Here is an 18957-nt window from a genome sequence, read left to right as displayed (position 1 = left end):
AGGCAAAAAGGCACGAACTTGTTACAGTTCGCGCCCCGTGCGGCTGCTCATCGGTTATTCCCCATTACTCGGCGGTATGCGTCACGCGATCCGAATCGCCCGTTGCCTTATAGGCGACAATGACGATTTCCTCCGAGGTATGCATGCGCAGCTCGTTCTCGAGCTGCTGCAGCTGCGTTAAGGCTATCCGGTCCAATAACGCTGGTTTAAACTCCATCTCGTCTCCTCCTCGCGTACGATGGTAACCATCCTACGATTCAGTGTTGACGGGACTTGGCAGGCTTATTCGATTCCCGGCAAATCAATCAGCATGAACTGCGCGCCCTGCTCCGAACGGATCTCCAGCTTCGCGAGGTCGGTAATGCGGGCGGAATCGCTTCTGCCGAGCGTATGCGTTCCGTTCAGCGTCACCTCGCCGCGCATGACGAAGAGAAAGATTTTACGGGAAGCAGAGCCCTCGTAATGAATGGAAGTGCCGGCATCCGGTTCGGACAAATAGATGCTCATATCTTGATGAATGCTCACGATCGATTCGCCCTGGATCGTATTCGAGACGATCGGCAGCAGCGTGTTTCTCATCGCCCCTTGGTCGAATGCTTTCTGCTCGTAAGACGGCGTCAGCCCCTTCGCTTCCGGAAGAAACCACATCTGCAGCAAATTCGCGACTTCCGTGTCGGATGCATTCACCTCGGAATGCAGGATGCCGGAGCCCGCCGTCATCCGCTGCACCTCGCCTGGACGAATCAAGCCGGCTCCGCCCGTGTTGTCCTCGTGCTTCAGCTCGCCTTTCAGCACGACCGTTACGATCTCCATATCGCGATGCGGGTGAATGCCGAAGCCGCGCGACGGTTGAATATAATCTTCGTTGAACACGCGAAGCGGACCGAAATTGACATTGTCCGGATCGTAATAGTCCGCAAACGAGAAACTAAAATTAAATTGAAGCCAGCCAAGATCGCCGGAATGACGCGAGGACGCCGGGTATACGTTAATCATGGGAAACACGCTCCTTTGTAATGGCAGTAGTGGGAGTATTGGCACGAATAGGAATCATCGTTCTCGTTTGTCTTCACGTTCACTGTTCAACGTTCACTGTCCAACGATCACTGTTCAACGTTCATTGTTCAACGCGCGCAAGTCAGCCTTATCGCAAATCCACATTCCAAACGCTTATTTACTTACTTTATGTAAGTATCATATTGTGCTATAGTAAGGATGTCAAGGAGGGGTTGTCATGGACCATTTGTATATCCGTCACACCGTAGGCGGAAGGCTGTTCCTGGATTCCATCAAGCATGAAACGCCGTTTGCCATCGAGCCGGCCGCGAATCGGGATGGCTGGAAAATCATGATCGAAATTGGAGACCGCGCACATGCCGAGGGAATCTGCAGCAGCCGCGACGAGCTGAATATTTTCTTCGTGCCCGGCGGTGCGGCCGACCGCAAGACCTGGTTTTTCTCCACGCATGGGGAAGTCGAGTATGACGTCGATCGCAAACAGCTCATTATTTGGGCAGACGGCCGCATCGACTACAACGTTTAGTTTAGCGGGTGATCCTGCTTGCGTCATGCAATGAATGGGCAGCTATCGCTCCCGCGCACATCCATAGGGGCTGCCTGCACCGGCGCCCCTCCATGCTATACCCATGCCCAGAAGAAAGCGTCCCTTTCCCAGGCCGCGCGCCCGCCATGCAGCTTCTTGAAGCGCTTCTTCACTTCCTTGTCGATCGACACGTTGCCGTTCTCGTTGATATAGAGGAACGAATCGCCATACTTCTCCCGAATGTGCGCGACCGCTTGATCCTGATACAGCTTGCCTGCCGATCTAAGTTCCTCCAGCATCCACTGCGCGATTTCTTCAATTTTCTGATCCTTTTCCATGGGTTCTTCCTCCTCCGATGCTCTCCATTCAGTTTACCAAAAAATGTTGCCACTTTCCCCTCCCCCGGACGTATGATTTCCATAAGCGCCCATACGCTCTGCCAGAGCGTCATGGCCAATCGACATTGGAGGGGTTCATCATGCCTGTCATTGAACCGAATACGAATAAACCGCGATTTCCTTTGCGAATCCTCATTTGGACCGCCGTCATCGTGTTTGCGGGGCTAGTCATGATCTTGAACGCATTCGCGACCGTTCAATACGGGAATGTCGGCCTGTACAAAACGTTCGGCAAGCTCAACGACAATATCCTGGCTCCCGGCATCCACCTCAAAATTCCTTTCGTACAGTCGATCATCCAAGTGAACGTGCAGGTGACGAAAGCGGAGACCGATACTTCGGCCTCGTCCAAAGATTTGCAGCCCGTCTCGACGCACGTGGCCGTCAACTACTCCGTCGATAAGGCATCGGCCTACAAGCTGATGAACGACGTCGGCGGTTCGTTCGACAACGTGATCGTGAACCCGGCGATTCAGGAAATCGTCAAGGAAGTGACGGCCCGCTACCCGGCGGAGGATCTGATCGCCAAGCGCGACATCGTGGCCGGCGAGGTCCGCGATGCCCTGACCAAGCGGCTCGCTAAATACGACTTGCTCGTAAACGACATTAATATCGTCAACTTCAAGTTCTCCGATGCGTTCGACCAGTCCATCGAAGCGAAGCAGGTCGCCCAGCAGCAAGCGCTGAAAGCCGAGAACGATCTGAAGCGCGTACAGATTGAAGCCCAGCAGAAGGTCGCGCAGGCGCAGGCGGAAGCGGAGTCGCTCAAGCTGAAGAAGCAGGAGGTCACGCCGGAGTTGATTCAGCTGAAGCAGATCGAAGTGCAGGAGATGGCCGTGGACAAATGGGACGGCAAGCTGCCGAGCGTAACCGGGGGCGCCGTACCGTTCATCGACGTCAATTCATTCGGATCGACCGCGTCGCAGCCGGCGGCTACGGAGTCTGCGGCAGGCGAGGATGCCGCGGCAAGCGGCGATACGGCGGCAAGCGGCAGTGCTGCCGCTGATAAGGATGCACCTTAAGCTGCCCGCCAGGCTAAGACCTCATCGCGAATCATATCGTTGCGGATTGTTGACCGGCCCGGGCGTGTTCCAGGCCGGTTTCGACATTTTTACGGGTCGGCTCGCCACTCTGGCTTCACTCGCGCTCGATTCCCCATTACGAAATCTCTTCTGAAAATTCTAAGCCTGAACGCTTATGAATGCCTAACTTGCAATTCTCTTCTTGGAAACACTTCTAACGACCGATTATTGGCTCGAGCTTGATCCTACGGGCTGCCAGTTCAGCCTCCCGACCTATCGCCAGTCCGCTTCCGGCCCATGCAGCCCGGAGTGCGTGGGTCCTCTTGAGGAGCGCCTACTTCTCCTTTCGCGCGAGCAATCGCGTATAACCACTTTGTTTAGCGAATCGACACTACCTTTGTCACCCTTGCAGGGGGGCGGCCGCAGTGTCTCGAATAACCTTATCAATCCCAACGGAAGCGGAGTGATGAGGAATGGAAGCCGTGAAAAGCAAAGACGCTGCCCTCTCTCTGAACGTGAGTCAAACAACGATTAAACGATGGGCCTCCTACTATCCCAATGTGTTTCGCAAAGACCGATTTGGTCATTATATGTTCAATGGGCGCGACCTTGAGCTGCTCGGCCTGATCAAAGCTGCGATCGAACGCGGAGAAACGATGGAGCAGATCAAGCTGCCGGTTCCTGGCATGGAACAGCCGCGGCTCGACGAGGCATTCCTCGAGACGGCGGCTAGCTCCGAGCTGCTGCGCACCGCGGATAATGATATGCTGACGCGCATCCTTCAATTGGAACAGCGCCTCGAGCAAAAGGCCGACGAGGTCGTCAATGCCCAAATCCGCCAGCATCGCCAGGAGCTGGAGGAGATGCGCCGCATGATCGAGCAGCTCTCCGCTTCGATGGAGCATGCGCGTCAGCCCCTCCCGGCAGTCGCAGACCAGCCACGGAAGAACGAAGCCGCCTCCCCTGCTCCTGCCGCCAGCTCCCGCAGACGCGGTTTATTCAAATCGATGTTCATGTGGTTTTGAGGTTCATCGCGGCCGCCGTCCGCCCGCAGCAGACGCAAGCATTATGAAGAGCCTTGTTCCCGGGAGGAACAAGGCTCTTCGCGTTCGCCAGCATTTAGCCGGGCAGTGATAGTCTCGCGTCATGCGAGCTTTTCGGATCAGCCTTTCATTGCCTGCCGACATGCGCAGTCGCATGAATGCTTCGGAAGCCGGCCGGTCCCGAAGCTTCTAGTACGTCTTGCTCTCCAGCTCGTTCAGCGGCTTGAACGTATACCCTTTATCGCGTGCCGAATCGATGATCCGTCCGAGCGCTTCGGCATTATCCTTGGACACCGAATGCAGCAGAATAACGGCTCCGGGATGGAGCTGCGCCATTACGTTGTCGTAGGCATACTTCCAGCCACGCTGAGCATTCGGTTCCCAATCCCGGTACGCAACCGACCAGAACACGCTGGTGTAACCATGCTCCTTGCTGACGGCAAGCACCCGATCGTTGAATATCCCCCGCGGCGGACGCAGAAACGCCATCTCCTGCTGACCCGTCAGCTCGCTGACGGCGGTTTTCACCTTGGCCAACTCCGTACTGATCTGTTCGCGTGAAATCGCGCTCATGTCGGGGTGGCTCCAAGAATGGTTGCCGATGAGATGGCCCTCGGCAGCCATCCGTTTCACGAGCTCTGGCTTGTCCTTGACGTAATGCCCCGTGATGAAGAAGATCGCGGGCACGCCCTTTGCCTTCAGCACGTCCAGAATGCCCGGCGTATAGCCGTTCTCATAGCCGTTGTCGAAGGTCAAATAAAGCTCGCGCTGCGAAGTATCCCCGAGGAAAATCGCCCCGTGCTGCTGCAGGATGCTCTGAAAGCCTTCCTCCTTGATGGAGGGCAAGGCGCCCCCGACGCTTCGCTTGAAGCCAAAATGAAACGCACCGCCGCCGGGCGATGCAGCCGCGGGCTTTAAATACGCCAGTCCCGACGCAAGAAGCAGCGCCGCCAACAGGATGATCCACTCTCGACGTTTAATCAATGTCTCCACCACTTTCCCAGCTTTGTCCATGCTCGTAATATGGCTCATCCCGCGGGAAAATATGTGAGGATGCACGGATGCCGTAAGCAAGAACCAAACCGGGCCGGGTTTGTGCTAAAATAAATGGACACTTCCACAATAAAGGAGCAATGATCGGTATGGCTGATCTTGTGAAAATCCGGGCCGGCGTCTTTATCGGCGGTCTTCATTGGCTGCCTGCCGTCCGCGATCCGGAGACGGGCGTCACCTTCGAATACGCAGGCGATGCCCGCGAATTCACGCCGCACGCCGTCAACACGGGACGCTCCCAGATCGAGCAGGAGGTCGTCGTCGATTTTGCGAGGCGCAAGCTGTTCGCATATGCCGATACCGGTCTCACTGCGGTCAAGCAGACCTCTGCCGATGGCAAAGCGCAGATCACGCGCGACAAAGCATCGGTGGACGGCGTGCGCGTGGAAGATGAAGCCTGGGAAGCGATGACCGTCTCGTTCACGATGCGCGCAAGCGTCGCTAACCCGCTGCGGCCTGGCGCACCGGCAGTCGACTACTTGCTGCGCGTGACCGTTGACGGCGAGGATGGCAGCGTGGAGATCACGGGCAGCCATGACGGTTTTCCATGCTTCGAATTTTACAAGCAAGTCGATTTCGGTGAATTTCAGCTCTTGTACAGCCATGACTACCGGGCTGCAGGGGACACTCCCGCCGCGATGGACGGCGGCATGGAGTACCATTTCGAACGCAAGCTGTAGCGAGCTTCAACGCGGATTCATGAAGGAGGAGCGGCATGGCGTTATACAGACGATTAGTAACGAACGAAGACTTCGAGGAAGCGATGGAGCGGCAGTTCAGGCTGCGCGTCTTTAAAGATGACCACATCGTTGACTCCGGCGGCGTCATCATCCGGTTCGACGACACGACGGTCGTCAGCCAATCCAGCGTCAGCGACGTCGCCTACCACGATCGCGCGGCCTGCGAATTTTTCGAGATTCGAAAGCGATAGCGTTACTAGAACGGCTGCAGCTCGGAACGCGGATCAAGACCGCATCCCGGCTGCAGCTGTTTTTGTTACTGCCATCGGCCGTCGGCATGACAATCGCCACGCCATGTCTGAGATTTACTGATCCTTGCGCTTCACCGGCACATAGATATCCATCTGCCACAGTTCGTTGCCCGGGCCGCTTCGATAATCGTACAGCTCGAACTCCGGCTTGCCCGTATGCTCGTAGCCGGAATGCGGGAACCACTCGCTGAAGATTGCCTGCCAGGTGCTCTGGATCGATGGCGAGAACTGATCTTCCGGCACCTTCGGCGTCGTGAACACCGCATACTCCGCTTCCCCGAACTCGCGGCATACCATATCTGCCGGTACGTTATCGAAGCTCTCTGCCTCCATCCCGATCAGATACAGGAATGTTCCCTCATCCATATTGAAGCCATGGCATACGCCAAGCTCGATCGGGCTGTCTTGGTGAACGCGGTTCGGAATCTTGCAGCCTAAGCCGTTCTGGATGTAAGTCTGCCAGAAAGCCGGGATCTGCTTCAGGTTCTCCCCGTCGCTCGTCGTTTGAATCTCATAGCCGATCACCTTGAAAGCCGGTTTCGTCTCCATGCGATAGTCCATTTGAATACCTCCCAAATAAGGATTGTACTTGCGCTGCAGCACGTTAAGCTTGGCATATGCCGGAATCCGGATTCCGCGCTTGCGATATTCCGCCGGCGTCAGCTCGAACATCCGCTTGAAAGCGCGCGTGAACGTCTCGTGATTCTGGAATCCGTTCGCGAGCGCAATGTCGAGCAGCCGTTCTTCCGTCTGGGAGACTTGATACGCCGACCGGGCCAGCCGCCGTTTGCGGACGTACTCCATTACGGTCTCCCCCGCGAGCGTCTGGAAGACGCGGTGGAAATGATAGTCCGACAGCAGCGCTACCTTCGCGAGCAGCGACAAGGAAAGCTCTTCTGCCAAATGCGTATCGATATAGTCGACCGTCGCTTGAACCTGCTTCAAGTAGTCCGTCCGCATTCGGATTCCCGCCTCCCTCTCCGTGCTGCTGCTATTGTAACGCGGCAATACCGGACGAATCTTGACGATGCTTGCTCTCTTCGCCGGCTTGCTCCCGGTAGCGCATGCGGTTTGCCCCAAACTTAAACTTACTGTAAACCAACTTTATGGCCAACGTTTGATGATTCTTGCTATTATCGCGCGTAAGCGAGCTATGACAGCCGGGAAATATTCCAAATAATAGGAGACAAATCCCCCTGACCAACTTTCTCGCGACTGCATCTATTAGTAGAAGCTTGCATGATCAGCCTTCTATTAAGGAGGAGAAAGAGGAGATGTAGGATGGCGATTCATAGAACACCGGCAGGTCAAACCGTGAAGCATGGCGCAGCAGGAGGCTGCCTGATCAAAGGCAGTCCCGTCAGAACCGAATCGATGATGAGCGGTCCCTCCGTCAAGGGCGTTTCGAGCAAGGCAGCTTCCAGCGGAAGCTGCGGGATACGCAACCACGACTTGGAATCACGCATGGTCGGCGCCCGGGCGACAACCAAACGGACCGTGTTCTCGACAGGCATTCTTCGCCGCAACCCCGGTACGAGCTATGCGCTTGTCGATCTCGTAAATCTGGGCTCTACGAGCGCGAAAAGGATAACCGTCCAAATATTCGACTGGTCGAGCGGACTGCCCGTCGCCTTGGATCTGACACCGTGCAATTCGGCCAAATGCCTGGTATCTCTGGCTCCGGGCACCTCCAGCTTCGCCTATGCGGACGTCTCCGGCGTCGCGTTCAAATACGAGGTGCGCATTACGCGGGCGGCTTTTAACCGCAACGTCATCCTGAACGTAACCGGCTTAAGCTCGGAGCCGATGGCGCCGCAAACCGGCAACAACGTGCTGCAGCAGCAGCTCTTCCGACTCAAAAGGCGCGGCAGCACGGGCAGCTGAGAAAGCAAATGATTCCGGCAAGCTGGGGCATCAAGCCCCTCGGACCCTGCCAAGGCAGAACCGGCTCACTACTCGGCCCCCCTCGACCCTAGGCTTACCGAGGCATAACCGCCATCTTGGCCCCCGGCTACCCGGGGTCGAGTGGCGTCATACGCCAGGATGCGAACCCTGGGCCAGATCCGCTGCCAATTCTTCTTCGCGATCCGTGCCAGATACACGTCTTCGAGCGCCGGATGACCGCGGAAGAACGGCGTCGGACGGACAGTCATAGCGATGACGTCCCCGATGCCGCAGGGCGCCGCCAACAAGACTTCGCCATCCGCGTTCAGCGACAATCCGAGCGCCGCTACCGTCTCCGGAAACTTGGAGATGGCATCGACGGTCGACGCGTAGGGCGGATACCCGTTCACGGCATGCATTCTGGCTTCGTTCTTGACCGACCATGGAACATCGGGCATGCTCACGCGAAGCTCGCGTTCCCATTCCTTCTCCGCTGCCTCGTCCAGACAACCCGGATCGAAATAAACGACATCCACGTCAGGCAAGGGCGTACGCTCCGCAAAGCCGTGGAGCACGTCCCAAAGCTTGGAACGAACGAATCCCGCGCATACCCACCAGTCCGGCAGCTCCAGCGACCGCGCGGCGCGCAGGACATCCATCATCCAGGCATCCTCGGCGACTAGAGCAAGGATGTCCTTTTCTTCCACTCTGCATTCCACCTCTTTCCTTATCAATACAGGAACATATATTCGTATTCTATCGCAGATCCCTTTCTATTTCTACCTATATTTTGAAAAAATAGCTCTTCCCGATGTTGGTTTAACATCGAGAAGAGCTCTGTTTATTGTCGGCCTCATTCTAGCATGATCGACAGCGAAGTTTATAGCCGGCAATCAAAACTGTCTATCATTTGGTTAACAGTTAATCGTTTACGAAAACACTTCAATCTCTTATAATAAGGATATTCATCCTATTATTTCTAATTGGAGGTTCGAGAAACGATGTCCGATCTGAATGGCAAAATCGCGCTCGTCACAGGCTCCGCGCGGGGTATCGGCCGCGAAATCGCACGAAGGCTGGCTGCGCAGGGCGCATCGGTATGCATCAACTACGCAACCAGCGAAGCATCCGCCGAATCGCTCGTAGAGGAATTGCGCGCGCAGGGACATGCCGTCTTCGCCCATCGCGCCGACGTCGCCGACGTCAGCCAAGTGAAAGGCATGGTGGAAAAGGTCGTATCCGAATTCGGCGCGCTCGATATTCTGGTCAACAATGCCGCCATCGATCCCGTCGTGGAGATGTCGCAGATGACCGAAGCGATCTGGGACCGGGTCGTCGACACGAACCTGAAGGGTACCTTCTTCTGCGCGCAGACATGCGCGGAAGAGATGAAGCGGCGCGGAAGCGGCAAGATCATCAACATCAGCTCGGTGCACGGAAACACGACGATGCGCGGTTACGGGGCCTATTCCGCCTCGAAGGGCGGCATGAACGCCTTGACGCGCCAGCTCGCCCTGGAGTTGGCGCCGCACCGCATCAACGTGAACGGCGTGGCGCCGGGCGTCATCGAGGTGGAGAAATATTTTACCGACATTCCGTGGTACAACCGCGATATCGAAGGCCGGAAGATTCCGATGGGCCGCGTCGGCATGCCGAACGACGTCGCGCCGCTCGTCGGTTTTCTCGCGTCGTCCGATTCCGATTTCATTACCGGCCAGACGATTACCGTCGATGGCGGCTCCAGCGCGCGGTTCTTCCTCTGGCAGAAGCCGTTACTCGTAGACGAATAGGCTGCGCTTGCTCTCTAGACCGTAGATGCGGAGCGTGTTCTCGAACATGATTTTGTCCGCGAACCGCTCTGCATCCTTGGCCGTCCAGGAACCGTCCTCCACCCGCTCCGACAGCGCCTTGGCCAGAATGTGCCGGAACGCCATCGAGGCGCCGACGCCCTCTTCGCCCGTCCACGTATCTCCGCCCCATGCGATCGAGCCGTTGTCGCGCAGCACGTCGATATAGGTATTCAGCGCATGGATAGCCGCGGAAGTAGAGATAAGCGGCAGCCAGTTAATGTCGATCACGACATTACCGTAGTTATGCGCAAGCGCAGCCGTCTCATAGATCCAGGGAAAGCCGCCGTGAAACAGCACGAACCGGTTGCGCGGATGCGCCGCGATCAGCGGCTCCATCAGCATCGGACTCGAGCCGCTGAGCTGCGCGAGTCCCGTATGGAACTGAACCGGCAGCTCCAAGGCTTCGGCAAGCTCGAGCCCGCGGGCTAGGACGTAATCGCCGAAAGCATTGCGCTCGGCCTGCGTCGTCTCGGAGGGATGCTTGCCGAAGACGTTCGCGGCCTCCTCCCTCGAAGCCGCTTGGAAGCCGATCGTACGCTGGTAGGCCGAGGCGCATTTCAATCCCACGATCCGCCCGCGCCGCCCGCGAAGCTCCTCTTCGAAGCGCTCCATGTAAGCCTCGAAGGAAGGCGGCTGCGCGAATAGCGCGTGCGCGCTCGTGCCTTCGTTCGTCAGCGACTCCGCATGAAAGCCCATCATCCACATATCCAGCCGGTAGATCGGCGTCACGAACTCGGGATAACCGACGTCGCTGCCGCTGTCCCAATAGCAATCCTCGAGAAAACCGGCATAGCCGCCGTGTTCCTTCATCACGTCCAGATGCCAGTCGGGATTCCGGTGCGCGGCCGAGATCCGGACGGACAGGTCGTCCCAATTGTCCGCGGTGATCTCGTCGACATCGTAAATCCGGCAAAGCGCTTTCTGCAGCCAGCTAAAATACGTATTCGTCCGAATGCCGTCCAGCCAGGCCGCCCGCAGATCCCGATCGTTGGCCGGCGCCGGCTTGCACCAGCCTACATACGATTGATTAAAAAGACGGTCGAGATTCAATTGCTGCTGCTTATGCGACTCCATGTGATGCTCGTGCGTGCTGTATACAGGCTTCTCGGATAACAGTTCCAGCCAAATCCGATAGGTTGCGTTTCCGTGGCTCATGCCAGCCCAACTCCCTTCAATTATGCTGCCCTTCCTCGAAACACCGCCGCCGAAGCTCATCGCAGGCATTCGCCAATGCGCCGCGCATCCGGAGATAATCCGCTTCCGGCGGCCGGGTCGCCAGCGTCTCGTAGAAGGTCAGCGCCCCCTCGACCTGCTCCATGATGGAGGCGGCGTCGACGGCATTCAAACAGGTCCTGCCCTCCACGGACACCAGGATCGGACTGGAATGCGCCGTGATCGCTTCCGTCTGCCCCTCCTGGCATCCCCATATCCGCAGCGCGAACCACGTCGGTTCCGAGACGGATACCTGCCAGGATCCGGAGAAAGTTCCGGCCCTGACCCCGGAGAATTCCTGCCGAACGACCGCTTCGCCGCCCTGCACGAGCTCGACGCGCGTCATCGGGAGCGTCACGGAAGCGGCTTCCCAACGAACCTCGAGGACGTTTGACGATGACGGCTTCCCAATGTTATTGCCGTTGCTATCGCTATTACTATTGCTATTGCTATTACTATTGCCGCCGATATCGATCCTCGATCCCATGGGCTGCCCTTGCACGCTGAACGCCAGCAATGGACCGACGGTAACGAACGTTTCGCCGCCGCGGACCGATGCCTTCCACTCGTCGTTGCTGAAGGACTCGGATGCCGCCGCGCCGCCGGCGAGCCGGGAGTAGGTGCGCAGCCTGCCGGCAGCGGCGCCTGCCGACATTTTGTCCGTGCCGCCTACGACAGGCAGCAGATAGCCGCAATTCAAGAATCGGTACCATTCACTCAGCGAATAGGCGCTGATTCCCCCATGCGGGCAAGACCAGGCACAGACCTCCACGGCATCCGCCAGCCCAGCGATATACACGGCGGCCTCTTCGCCGCGCGGACTCGGAAAATGCGGGAGCACGACGAGCGCATCCTGCTCCCGACCCTTTGCCGCCCAAGTCAGCATCGTCGCTTCCAGCGCGTCGCCGAGCGCGGATTCCATCGGGCCGCCCGTGCAGAGCGGCATGATCATGTCCCCGTCGTAGCCGAGCAGCGAGAGGTGGCCGAGCACGGCCTGCCTGTTCTCCGTCCCGACGCGGACGAGATAAGGCCCGCGCCCTGCCGCATCCTTGGCGCCGACCGTCGTCTCGCCGTCGAAATCGCCGATATTGCTGAACAGCTCCCCCCACTGGCTCGCCAGCAGATGAACCATATGCAAGTCCTCGGCTTTGCCTTGCAGCAGCGCGGTCTGCGGGGAGAGGAAGTGGACATGCGTATCCGCCGTCACCCAGCCCCTGCTCCGCCAATCCAGGCCTCGTTCCAGCTCGATCGCGAGAACGTCCGTCTCTTCGCTTATCTCGAACCGGCGCCGAATCGGTACGTACTCGAAGCCCTTCGTAATCTCCACGTAGACGCTCCCGATCGGCAGGCGCAGCTCCGCCCGTCCGTCGATATACGTCGTGAAATGTCCCTTCTCCGTGCAGTCCGCGCCGTAATCCTCGAACCACTCTCCGTTCGGCCGGCGGTGCCGGTTCAGCGGCACGATCGTTTCCCCCTGCTCGCCGTGGATATGGAGGCGGACCGCCGTTTTGGCAGCCGGGCTGCTCGCCCCGCGCTCGCGGACATGCAAGGTCACCGGCCGCGCTCGCTCCGGAATGACGGTTACGCCGGCTTCAAGGGCAAGCTCGCTTGCCGGAAGCCCATGCGGCCAGCGTTCGCTTCCGTATATACGCGCACGGGGATGCGCCGCGTATTCTACGATCCACCGTTCGGACGAAAGCGAAGGCGGCTTCAACGCGTAAGACCGCTCCCATTCTTCGGCGCCCGGGTAGTCGAAGGCCGGTCGCACCGAAATGATGCGCCCGCGGTCGATCGCCAGTTCCGGCGGCTTGGCGCCCGCTTCCGTCCGCAGCGCGAACTTGGCACGCGGCAGCAGCCGCAGCGGATGCTCCGCCTCCTCCGTATGCGTGACGGCAAACAGCAGGATCGCGCCCGATCCCGGAAGAAACCCCAGAGAACGAATGCGCGCTTCCGGACGGGGATTCTCCAGCGCATAGATCCAATGGTAGGCCAGCGGATGGCCGAAATCCGCCGTCACCCTGCTCTGCGATTCTCCCCACGCCGTATCCGGCGCGCCGCCGGACCGGATCGACTCCGACGTCTCCGGCCGCGCGCGGGGCATGGCATGCGGCACGCAGCCGAAGCTGCTCTCGCCCATGGAGACGCCGAGCTGGCTGATCTCCATTCGCCGGCGGATGGGAATGGCGTGCGAGGTCCCGTCCTCGTAATGCAGCACGTAACGGCCGGCTTCGTCGCCAAGCTCCGTCGTGCCGCGGATCGGCCGCGCGTACAAGCCGTCCTCGCGCAAGCGGCGTTCGGGAAAATCCGCCGCGTGCAGGAACAGCACGTAGCGCGCCCGAATCGGCTCCCGCAGCTTCAGCTCGGCGGCCTCCCGGAGCACGAACAGGTCGTTCCCGTCCGACTGCCCTTCCCGGCCCTTCAAACCCTGCAGGTCCTTCCGGTCGGGCGGCTCCCCGCCGCCGCAGCGGAAAGGCAGCCCCCACAGCTGCTGCTCCCCGCGAAGAAACGCTCCCCGCAGCGCGTAAGCATTCGCGGAGAGCACGCCCTCCGGCAGCTCCGCGACGTTGTAATTGTTAACCCCGCTCAAGTCGAGCGGGACGAATTGCGCGCTTCCTGCCGGTTCCACCCGTTCGCGCCTCCTTGTCGGCCGAAGCCGTTAGTCTCCAACCCGGGCGAGCGGCTCGTTCGTCGAAAACAGCTCCGGATCGGCCTTCAGCATCCGGCTCAGCAGCTCGTTCGTCGTTGCCGCATTCGTCACCCGCGTGTCCGCATAGCCGAAATGCCCCGTGTACATGATGCCTTCCCGAATGAACAGATCGTTTACTTTCCAGAAATAATAGGACCACAGCTCGCCGCAGTGCTTGCGCGAGGGCGCGGAGATCTCCGAGCCGTCAGGCAGCTCGATCACGTACGGCATGATGCGGTCCGTCAGCCGGTTCGGGATGTCGTTCCATTCCTCGACGCCGTGGATGAAGGTGTTTTTGCACAGATCGACGCCGATAAACAAGATCGTCGCTTCGCGGTCAAGCAGCTTGCCATAGGATGATTGCCGCCCGCAAGGGGTATCGCACAGCTCGTTGCCCGCGATGAAATCCGCGGCGTCCCTGCCCAGGGCACATACGGAATGCGTCGGATGAAGCGAGCGAAGCACGCCGGGGCGCTTGCGGAACAGCTCCGTCAGGATGCCGACGCAAGTGGCGGAGTCCTGCACGTTAAAGCGCGGATTGCTTCCGTTGATGTAGGACCATGTATGGGCAGGCAGCGCGAGCAGTCCGTCCTGCATGTATTCCGTCAACGCATCGAGCACCGTATCCGGCCCGCCTTCCACGGGACCGATCGCTTTGTACGAGGAATGAACGAACAGCGTGCCGCGGGGATCGATCCGCATGTTCTCCAAATCGCGGAGAAGGGTTTGTTTGGTGTGCATAGGGCAGCGCTCCTTGATTGGATGATGTTGACGCATAACGCTGCGCGGGCGGCCGGCTTCACTCGCAAATCCGCGATGTTGAGCGCAATGCCGTCTGCGAGCAGCGAGATTTAATGCACAATTTACAACGTTAACGATATCAAACAGACTTCCACGCTTTACGCGCGCCTCAGCTTCAAATACACGACCGTATGCCTCGAAATAAACAGCTTCAGCAGCCCCGTGCGATCGAGCTCGTGCAGGGCAGCCAGCCGATCCGTGCGTTCCCGGTCCGTGCGGTACTCCTCGGCGATCCAGCGCTCCCCCTCCGGCAGACCGCGGATGCCGATCACATAGAAGCCGGACTGGCCGCGATAATTGCTGATCATCGCCGCCGCAGCCGGTTCGACGGCTCCCTCGCCGCCTTCCCTGCCGTTTTCCTTGTCGTCTTCGCTTCCGCCGATAACCCCGTTCACGCCCGCGCATACGTAGATGCCCTCGCTTTCGCTCTTCGCTTCCGCCCGCCGCGCGAAGCGGCGAAGCTCATTGAAGCGCAGGAACGTATAGTACGTCTTCGTCGGAACGCCGTAATAATCGAACAGCCCGCACCACAGCGCGGTCGGCTGGCCGTCGTAATAATTGGCTTCGTCCACGGGGCAGTCCTGCAGCACGGCCAGCACGGCAGCGGCATAAGAGGCGCCTTGTTCGTTTTTGGCCCGCTCGAACAAATCCCGCCGGTAGTACTCGTTCCCGGGAAGGAATAACGTCTCCCACTGCGCGTCGAAGAAATTCCACTCGTTGAAATGGCTCTCCGTCTCCGCGAATCCATGCCGGTCCAGCCCTTCACGCACGTAGAGGCTCAGCTCGCGGACAAGCTCGGGGTCGTCGTTGTACGAATGCCAAGAGAAGAAGTCCAGCGGGAGCCGCTCCTCCCTGCACATGCCGAGGAAACGCTCGAAGAAATGCGGCACGGCCTTCGCTTGCGCCGCGGAATAGCCGCCGATCTTCAGCGTCGGATCATAGGCCTTGATAATCGGAGCCGCGACCCGGTACAGGTCGTAATACTGCTCCTCCGTGCCGTTCCACATCAGGCCGCCGCCGCCTTCGGGCTCGTTCCAAATTTCCCAGTATTGGATACCGTAATGAAAGCCGTCGGCCCAGCCTTGGTTGTAATGCCGGATAATGCCGATGCAGATGCCGGCCCACTTGGCGTAATCCTCCGGCGGGTAAACGTAGTACTTCGTCGGGGTATGCTCGATGCTTTCGCCAAGCCGCCATAAGATACGGGCGCCGGTGTCCGCCACCATGCGAACATAGTAATCCGATTTGGCAAAATCGTAGCTCGCCGGATCCTCGGGGTCCCGACTGAAATCCGGAAAAATCGTATGGATATCGATCTCCCGCGGATGCGGGAAATTGGGATCATGCAGCCGCACGAGCGGAAATTCCGCCGCCTTGTAGTGATGGGAGACGTCGACGAGCGAGCCGTAGCCGATCGGTCCGTTGTTCACCCCGTGCAGCGGCTTGATGATGCCGCCGTTTCCTGCCGCGGTACGGTCTAGATGAAGCTCAATTTTCATAACCTTGGCTCTTCCTCCAATCGAAATCGTCGTCGAACGGATAGAATGGACGTGCAAGCTTCTCGAACGGCAGCGACCGGATATTCGCGGGACTGCTTCCCGGCGTATCGAGAATATAGATATGGCGCGACAGCGCGTCGTAATCCGCCCGGAACTGGCTTGCGGACTTCACCATGACGATGTCGGCGGCCGTCGGCTCGAGCCCCATCGTCCGGTACATGGACGGGTCGCCGGAGAACACGGCGCGTTCGCCGATGAGCAGGCTGATCCGCCCGATCTCCAGCACGACGCAGCGGCCCATGCGCGCTACCGTGTTCTTCGCGTGTCCGCCGCCAAGCCGGAAGCGTCCGTCCCCGATCCGAACGACCGTCCCCCGCACGGCGATGGGCTCGCCCGCCGGGTTCAGCGTATGCCCAATCGACAGCGATACCTCCCGGCCGACGCCGGCATCGATCGCCGCGGCAACCGCGGGAGCGTCCGTCACGACGAGCAGCGCGTTCATGTCTTTCTCCGCCCCGCAGGCCAGCAGCTGCCGAAGAACGGCCGCGCTGTCTCCGGTCGAGCCCGCGCCGGGGCTGTCCGCGGAGTCCGATATGACGATCGGTCCTTCCGTGCCGCGCAGCCGCCGGGCCAGTTCCACGATCTCCGCCACGCTGTGAAGCTGCACGTCGAACGCATGGCGTTTGTCCCAGAAGAGCGCTGCCATCCGATCGGCCTCTTGTTCCGCTTTCTCGCGATCCTCCCCGACGACGATGACTGAAGCCCCCGACTCCTCGACGTCCAGCCAGCACTGCACGGGAAAAATCGACGTGACCGCCGACATGCCGTCCGCTTCGCCCGCGCTCGCCTCCGCCCACAGCTCCGCGAACGGACCGTACATCGTCTGCTGGTTTTCGGCGGGAATGATCATCGGAATTTTGCGGTAGGCCATCGATGGGCGGCGGCCGGTCCGCAGCATGGACAGCAGCAGCTCCGTCGCGCGGTAGCCCGTTTCGTAGAAATCCGTATGCGGGAACGTCCGATAGCCGACGATCGCATCCGGATGCCGGACCATCTCCCGGGTGATGTTGGCGTGAAGGTCCAAGGACAGCACGAACGGCTTATCGCCGATTAACGACCGGATAATGCCGGACAGCCGTCCCTCGACGTCGTCGCAGCCTTCGGCCGACATCGCGCCGTGCATGGCGAAGAAAACGCCATCGCATTCTTCGGCCGCGGCAAGCACGCGCTCGGTCATCAGCTGCTCGAGCGCCGAGAAATCCGCCCCGCCGAAGCGCCCCGCGGACACCGCGTACAAGCACAGCGTCGGCAGCGCTTCCGCCCCGTTGTCCTGCAGCGCCTGGAGGCTGCCGCGAACCTCGTTCTCGATCTCGAGGCCGAGCATCTCTTCGCCGAGCAGATGAATATTGCCGCGAAAGTCCTCCAGCCCGCTGCGGTACGGACTGAACGTATTGCTTTCCTGCACGATCGCGCCGACCAGGATCTTCATGCGCATTCCCTCCTTGTCTGCTGCTTGCCCGTCCTCAGCCTGCCATTCCGCCCGCGGCCGGAACGCCGATGTTCGCGTCGCAAGCAAGCGGCAGCGGCTCGCGCTTCAGCGCGGAACGCTCCGTCGTCTCGATGAGCGCGATGTTGCGCGCGGCTTCCTCGGGCCGCACCGCGAGCGGAGCGCCGTTCAGCAGATGCTCGCGAATGTTGCCGTAGTAGGCGAGCGGAAGATCGCTCTTGGTGTAAATCTTCGATTCTACTTTCAAGCCTTCGACATCGGTATAGAGCGTCACATCGTTCTTGAAGAGGTCGTTCACGACGACGGAGCCTTTCGTCCCCTGAATGACGACCGGGGCTCTGCGCGCTCTCGCGATGTTGGAGACTTGCACGTGCGCGACGGCGCCGCTTTCGAATTCGACGAGGCTCTCGATCTCGTCCTCGTTGGAAATATCGTGCCACACGCGATTATGAATGAAGCCGCGAACGGAACGGATCGGCCCCGGCACGATCGTGAGCAGCCAGTCGATATAATGCGCGCCCCAATCGTAGAAGACGCCGCCCGAGATCGTCTTGTCCGCCCGCCACCACGAGCCGGGATGACCGTACTCGCCGAAAAACATCTGCACGTTGTAGATGTCCCCCAGGATGCCTTTCGCGATCAGGTCCTGCACCGTCATATACCAGCCGTCCCAGCGGCGATTGTGATAGACGGACAGCATGACGCCCTTCGCCTTCGCCAGCTCGACGAGCTCGAACGCGTCGTCCGCGCGGATGCACATCGGTTTCTCGATGACGCAGTGCTTGCCGGCCGCGATCACTTCGCGCGCGATGTCCGCATGCACGTGATGCGGCGTCACGATCGAGACGAGGTCGATATCTTCCCTCGCCAGCATATCCTGCGCGCGCGTATAGCTCTCGATATGCGGAAAATCTTCCTTAGCCAGCGCCGAGCGTACCGGATCGATGTCGCACGCCGCCACGAACTGAATTCCGTTGTCGCGCATATGAAACGCATGGCTCTTGCCCATGTTCAGCGTGCCGCCGTAGCCGATCACCGCTCCGCGAATAATGTTGTTCATTGTATATAACCTCGCATTCCATTTAAGATGGTTAATCAATAAAGTTCGTTGTGGAAAGGAATGAACCGTTGGCGTCTTAACCGCCGGCTCGGGCCAGCATGCGGTGTAATTGTGCTGATTTGCAGCTTTTCGGGCTCCCGGCGCGAAATCGCAGCGAATTTATGCTGATTTGCAGCTTTTCACGCGCCGGCTTGCCATTTTGAGCGAATTTTGTGCTGGTTGGCAGCTTTTCGGGCCCCCGGCGGCGAGATCGCTGCGAATTTATGCTGATCTGCAGCTTTTCATGCACCGGCTTGCCATTTTGAGCGAAATTTGTGCTGGTTGGCAGCTTTTCGAGCGCCCGGCGGCGAAATCGCAGCGAATTTATGCTAATCTGCAGCTTTTCACGCTCCGGCCTGCCATTTTGAG

19 protein-coding genes are annotated in these 18957 nt (G+C 59.2%); 7 read left to right on the top strand and 12 right to left on the bottom strand.

The window, feature by feature from the left end; translation table 11 throughout:
* Positions 1-64 precede the first annotated feature (64 nt).
* Positions 65-217, bottom strand: a complete 153-nt coding sequence (locus GT003_RS32175) for a hypothetical protein (RefSeq protein ID WP_170312325.1) — start codon at positions 215-217, stop codon at positions 65-67.
* A 65-nt stretch (positions 218-282) separates the two neighbouring features.
* Positions 283-996, bottom strand: coding sequence for a pirin family protein (locus GT003_RS24140; protein ID WP_161702737.1), 714 nt, complete (start codon positions 994-996; stop codon positions 283-285).
* A 238-nt stretch (positions 997-1234) separates the two neighbouring features.
* Between GT003_RS24140 and GT003_RS24135 the strand changes: the two genes are divergently transcribed.
* Positions 1235-1543, top strand: coding sequence for a hypothetical protein (locus tag GT003_RS24135; RefSeq protein ID WP_161702735.1), 309 nt, complete (start codon positions 1235-1237; stop codon positions 1541-1543).
* A 95-nt stretch (positions 1544-1638) separates the two neighbouring features.
* On the opposite strand, the gene GT003_RS24130 is transcribed toward GT003_RS24135, so the two are convergent.
* Entirely contained in the window at positions 1639-1881 is a 243-nt protein-coding gene (locus tag GT003_RS24130; protein ID WP_161702733.1) for a DUF6953 family protein, read from the bottom strand.
* 140 nt (positions 1882-2021) lie between these two features.
* Here GT003_RS24130 and GT003_RS24125 point away from each other — a divergent pair, with 140 nt between their 5' ends.
* Together GT003_RS24125 and GT003_RS24120 are read left to right on the top strand one after the other, a co-directional pair.
* Positions 2022-2963 carry a prohibitin family protein gene (locus tag GT003_RS24125; RefSeq protein ID WP_161702731.1) on the top strand — a complete coding sequence of 314 codons (942 nt, stop codon included), beginning with the start codon at positions 2022-2024 and terminating at the stop codon, positions 2961-2963.
* A gap of 473 nt (positions 2964-3436) precedes the next feature.
* Positions 3437-3988, top strand: coding sequence for a MerR family transcriptional regulator (locus GT003_RS24120; RefSeq protein ID WP_161702729.1), 552 nt, complete (start codon positions 3437-3439; stop codon positions 3986-3988).
* Positions 3989-4195: 207 nt separating this feature from the next.
* On the opposite strand, the gene pdaA is transcribed toward GT003_RS24120, so the two are convergent.
* Positions 4196-5020 (bottom strand): delta-lactam-biosynthetic de-N-acetylase, encoded by an 825-nt coding sequence (gene pdaA, locus GT003_RS24115; protein WP_161702727.1) that lies wholly within the window; start codon positions 5018-5020, stop codon positions 4196-4198.
* A gap of 128 nt (positions 5021-5148) precedes the next feature.
* Here pdaA and GT003_RS24110 point away from each other — a divergent pair, with 128 nt between their 5' ends.
* Positions 5149-5739: a DUF3238 domain-containing protein gene (locus GT003_RS24110; RefSeq protein ID WP_161702725.1), complete on the top strand. Its 591-nt coding sequence runs from the start codon at positions 5149-5151 to the stop codon at positions 5737-5739.
* Between the two features lie 35 nt (positions 5740-5774).
* A complete protein-coding gene (locus GT003_RS24105) occupies positions 5775-5990 on the top strand; it encodes a hypothetical protein (RefSeq protein ID WP_161702722.1) in 216 nt (71 codons plus the stop codon).
* A 114-nt stretch (positions 5991-6104) separates the two neighbouring features.
* Here the strand turns inward: GT003_RS24105 and GT003_RS24100 are convergent, their stop codons facing one another.
* A complete protein-coding gene (locus GT003_RS24100) occupies positions 6105-7010 on the bottom strand; it encodes an AraC family transcriptional regulator (RefSeq protein ID WP_161702720.1) in 906 nt (301 codons plus the stop codon).
* A gap of 321 nt (positions 7011-7331) precedes the next feature.
* Here GT003_RS24100 and GT003_RS24095 point away from each other — a divergent pair, with 321 nt between their 5' ends.
* The gene (locus GT003_RS24095; RefSeq protein ID WP_239566089.1) at positions 7332-7934 is read left to right on the top strand and encodes a hypothetical protein; all 603 of its coding nucleotides are present in this window, start codon (positions 7332-7334) and stop codon (positions 7932-7934) included.
* A gap of 68 nt (positions 7935-8002) precedes the next feature.
* On the opposite strand, the gene GT003_RS24090 is transcribed toward GT003_RS24095, so the two are convergent.
* The gene (locus GT003_RS24090) at positions 8003-8596 is read right to left on the bottom strand and encodes a nucleotidyltransferase family protein (protein ID WP_161702890.1); all 594 of its coding nucleotides are present in this window, start codon (positions 8594-8596) and stop codon (positions 8003-8005) included.
* 339 nt (positions 8597-8935) lie between these two features.
* On the opposite strand from GT003_RS24090, the gene GT003_RS24085 reads away from it, so the two are divergent.
* The gene (locus tag GT003_RS24085; protein ID WP_161702717.1) at positions 8936-9724 is read left to right on the top strand and encodes an SDR family NAD(P)-dependent oxidoreductase; all 789 of its coding nucleotides are present in this window, start codon (positions 8936-8938) and stop codon (positions 9722-9724) included.
* On the opposite strand, the gene GT003_RS24080 is transcribed toward GT003_RS24085, so the two are convergent.
* The 6 genes from GT003_RS24080 to GT003_RS24055 all read right to left on the bottom strand — a co-directional run bounded on the left by GT003_RS24080 (position 9707) and on the right by GT003_RS24055 (position 18549).
* Positions 9707-10939, bottom strand: a complete 1233-nt coding sequence (locus tag GT003_RS24080; RefSeq protein WP_161702715.1) for an amidohydrolase family protein — start codon at positions 10937-10939, stop codon at positions 9707-9709. The two genes, GT003_RS24085 and GT003_RS24080, sit on opposite strands and share 18 nt — an antisense overlap.
* Before the next feature lie 16 nt (positions 10940-10955).
* Complete coding sequence (locus GT003_RS24075; RefSeq protein WP_161702713.1) at positions 10956-13622, bottom strand: CehA/McbA family metallohydrolase; 2667 nt, start codon at positions 13620-13622, stop codon at positions 10956-10958.
* A gap of 30 nt (positions 13623-13652) precedes the next feature.
* On the bottom strand, positions 13653-14423 hold the full coding sequence (locus GT003_RS24070) for an AAC(3) family N-acetyltransferase (RefSeq protein ID WP_161702711.1): 771 nt from the start codon (positions 14421-14423) through the stop codon (positions 13653-13655).
* A 158-nt stretch (positions 14424-14581) separates the two neighbouring features.
* The gene (locus GT003_RS24065; RefSeq protein WP_161702709.1) at positions 14582-15982 is read right to left on the bottom strand and encodes a GH39 family glycosyl hydrolase; all 1401 of its coding nucleotides are present in this window, start codon (positions 15980-15982) and stop codon (positions 14582-14584) included.
* Positions 15972-17471, bottom strand: coding sequence for a M81 family metallopeptidase (locus GT003_RS24060; RefSeq protein ID WP_161702707.1), 1500 nt, complete (start codon positions 17469-17471; stop codon positions 15972-15974). The genes GT003_RS24065 and GT003_RS24060 overlap by 11 nt, the downstream gene beginning before the upstream one ends.
* 34 nt (positions 17472-17505) lie before the next feature.
* Positions 17506-18549, bottom strand: coding sequence for a Gfo/Idh/MocA family protein (locus GT003_RS24055; RefSeq protein WP_161702704.1), 1044 nt, complete (start codon positions 18547-18549; stop codon positions 17506-17508).
* Between the last annotated feature and the right edge of the window lie 408 nt (positions 18550-18957).

Origin of the sequence: Paenibacillus sacheonensis (assembly GCF_009909195.1) — a bacterium.
GTDB classification, from domain to species: domain Bacteria; phylum Bacillota; class Bacilli; order Paenibacillales; family Paenibacillaceae; genus Paenibacillus_Z; species Paenibacillus_Z sacheonensis.
Note: the sequence above shows the minus strand (reverse complement) of the source record. Positions and strands in the feature narration are given on the sequence as shown.

Coding starts and splice junctions, on each gene's coding strand:
- GT003_RS24110 (WP_161702725.1), top strand. CDS start 5,149: ATGGCTGATCTTGTGAAAATCCGGGCCGGCGTCTTTATCGGCGGTCTT.
- GT003_RS24085 (WP_161702717.1), top strand. CDS start 8,936: ATGTCCGATCTGAATGGCAAAATCGCGCTCGTCACAGGCTCCGCGCGG.
- GT003_RS24135 (WP_161702735.1), top strand. CDS start 1,235: ATGGACCATTTGTATATCCGTCACACCGTAGGCGGAAGGCTGTTCCTG.
- GT003_RS24065 (WP_161702709.1), bottom strand. CDS start 15,982: ATGAAAATTGAGCTTCATCTAGACCGTACCGCGGCAGGAAACGGCGGC.
- GT003_RS24100 (WP_161702720.1), bottom strand. CDS start 7,010: ATGCGGACGGACTACTTGAAGCAGGTTCAAGCGACGGTCGACTATATC.
- GT003_RS24060 (WP_161702707.1), bottom strand. CDS start 17,471: ATGAAGATCCTGGTCGGCGCGATCGTGCAGGAAAGCAATACGTTCAGT.
- GT003_RS24090 (WP_161702890.1), bottom strand. CDS start 8,596: ATGATGGATGTCCTGCGCGCCGCGCGGTCGCTGGAGCTGCCGGACTGG.
- pdaA (WP_161702727.1), bottom strand. CDS start 5,020: ATGGACAAAGCTGGGAAAGTGGTGGAGACATTGATTAAACGTCGAGAG.
- GT003_RS24130 (WP_161702733.1), bottom strand. CDS start 1,881: ATGGAAAAGGATCAGAAAATTGAAGAAATCGCGCAGTGGATGCTGGAG.
- GT003_RS24095 (WP_239566089.1), top strand. CDS start 7,332: ATGGCGATTCATAGAACACCGGCAGGTCAAACCGTGAAGCATGGCGCA.
- GT003_RS24125 (WP_161702731.1), top strand. CDS start 2,022: ATGCCTGTCATTGAACCGAATACGAATAAACCGCGATTTCCTTTGCGA.
- GT003_RS24105 (WP_161702722.1), top strand. CDS start 5,775: ATGGCGTTATACAGACGATTAGTAACGAACGAAGACTTCGAGGAAGCG.
- GT003_RS24070 (WP_161702711.1), bottom strand. CDS start 14,423: ATGCACACCAAACAAACCCTTCTCCGCGATTTGGAGAACATGCGGATC.
- GT003_RS24120 (WP_161702729.1), top strand. CDS start 3,437: ATGGAAGCCGTGAAAAGCAAAGACGCTGCCCTCTCTCTGAACGTGAGT.
- GT003_RS24055 (WP_161702704.1), bottom strand. CDS start 18,549: ATGAACAACATTATTCGCGGAGCGGTGATCGGCTACGGCGGCACGCTG.
- GT003_RS32175 (WP_170312325.1), bottom strand. CDS start 217: ATGGAGTTTAAACCAGCGTTATTGGACCGGATAGCCTTAACGCAGCTG.
- GT003_RS24140 (WP_161702737.1), bottom strand. CDS start 996: ATGATTAACGTATACCCGGCGTCCTCGCGTCATTCCGGCGATCTTGGC.
- GT003_RS24080 (WP_161702715.1), bottom strand. CDS start 10,939: ATGAGCCACGGAAACGCAACCTATCGGATTTGGCTGGAACTGTTATCC.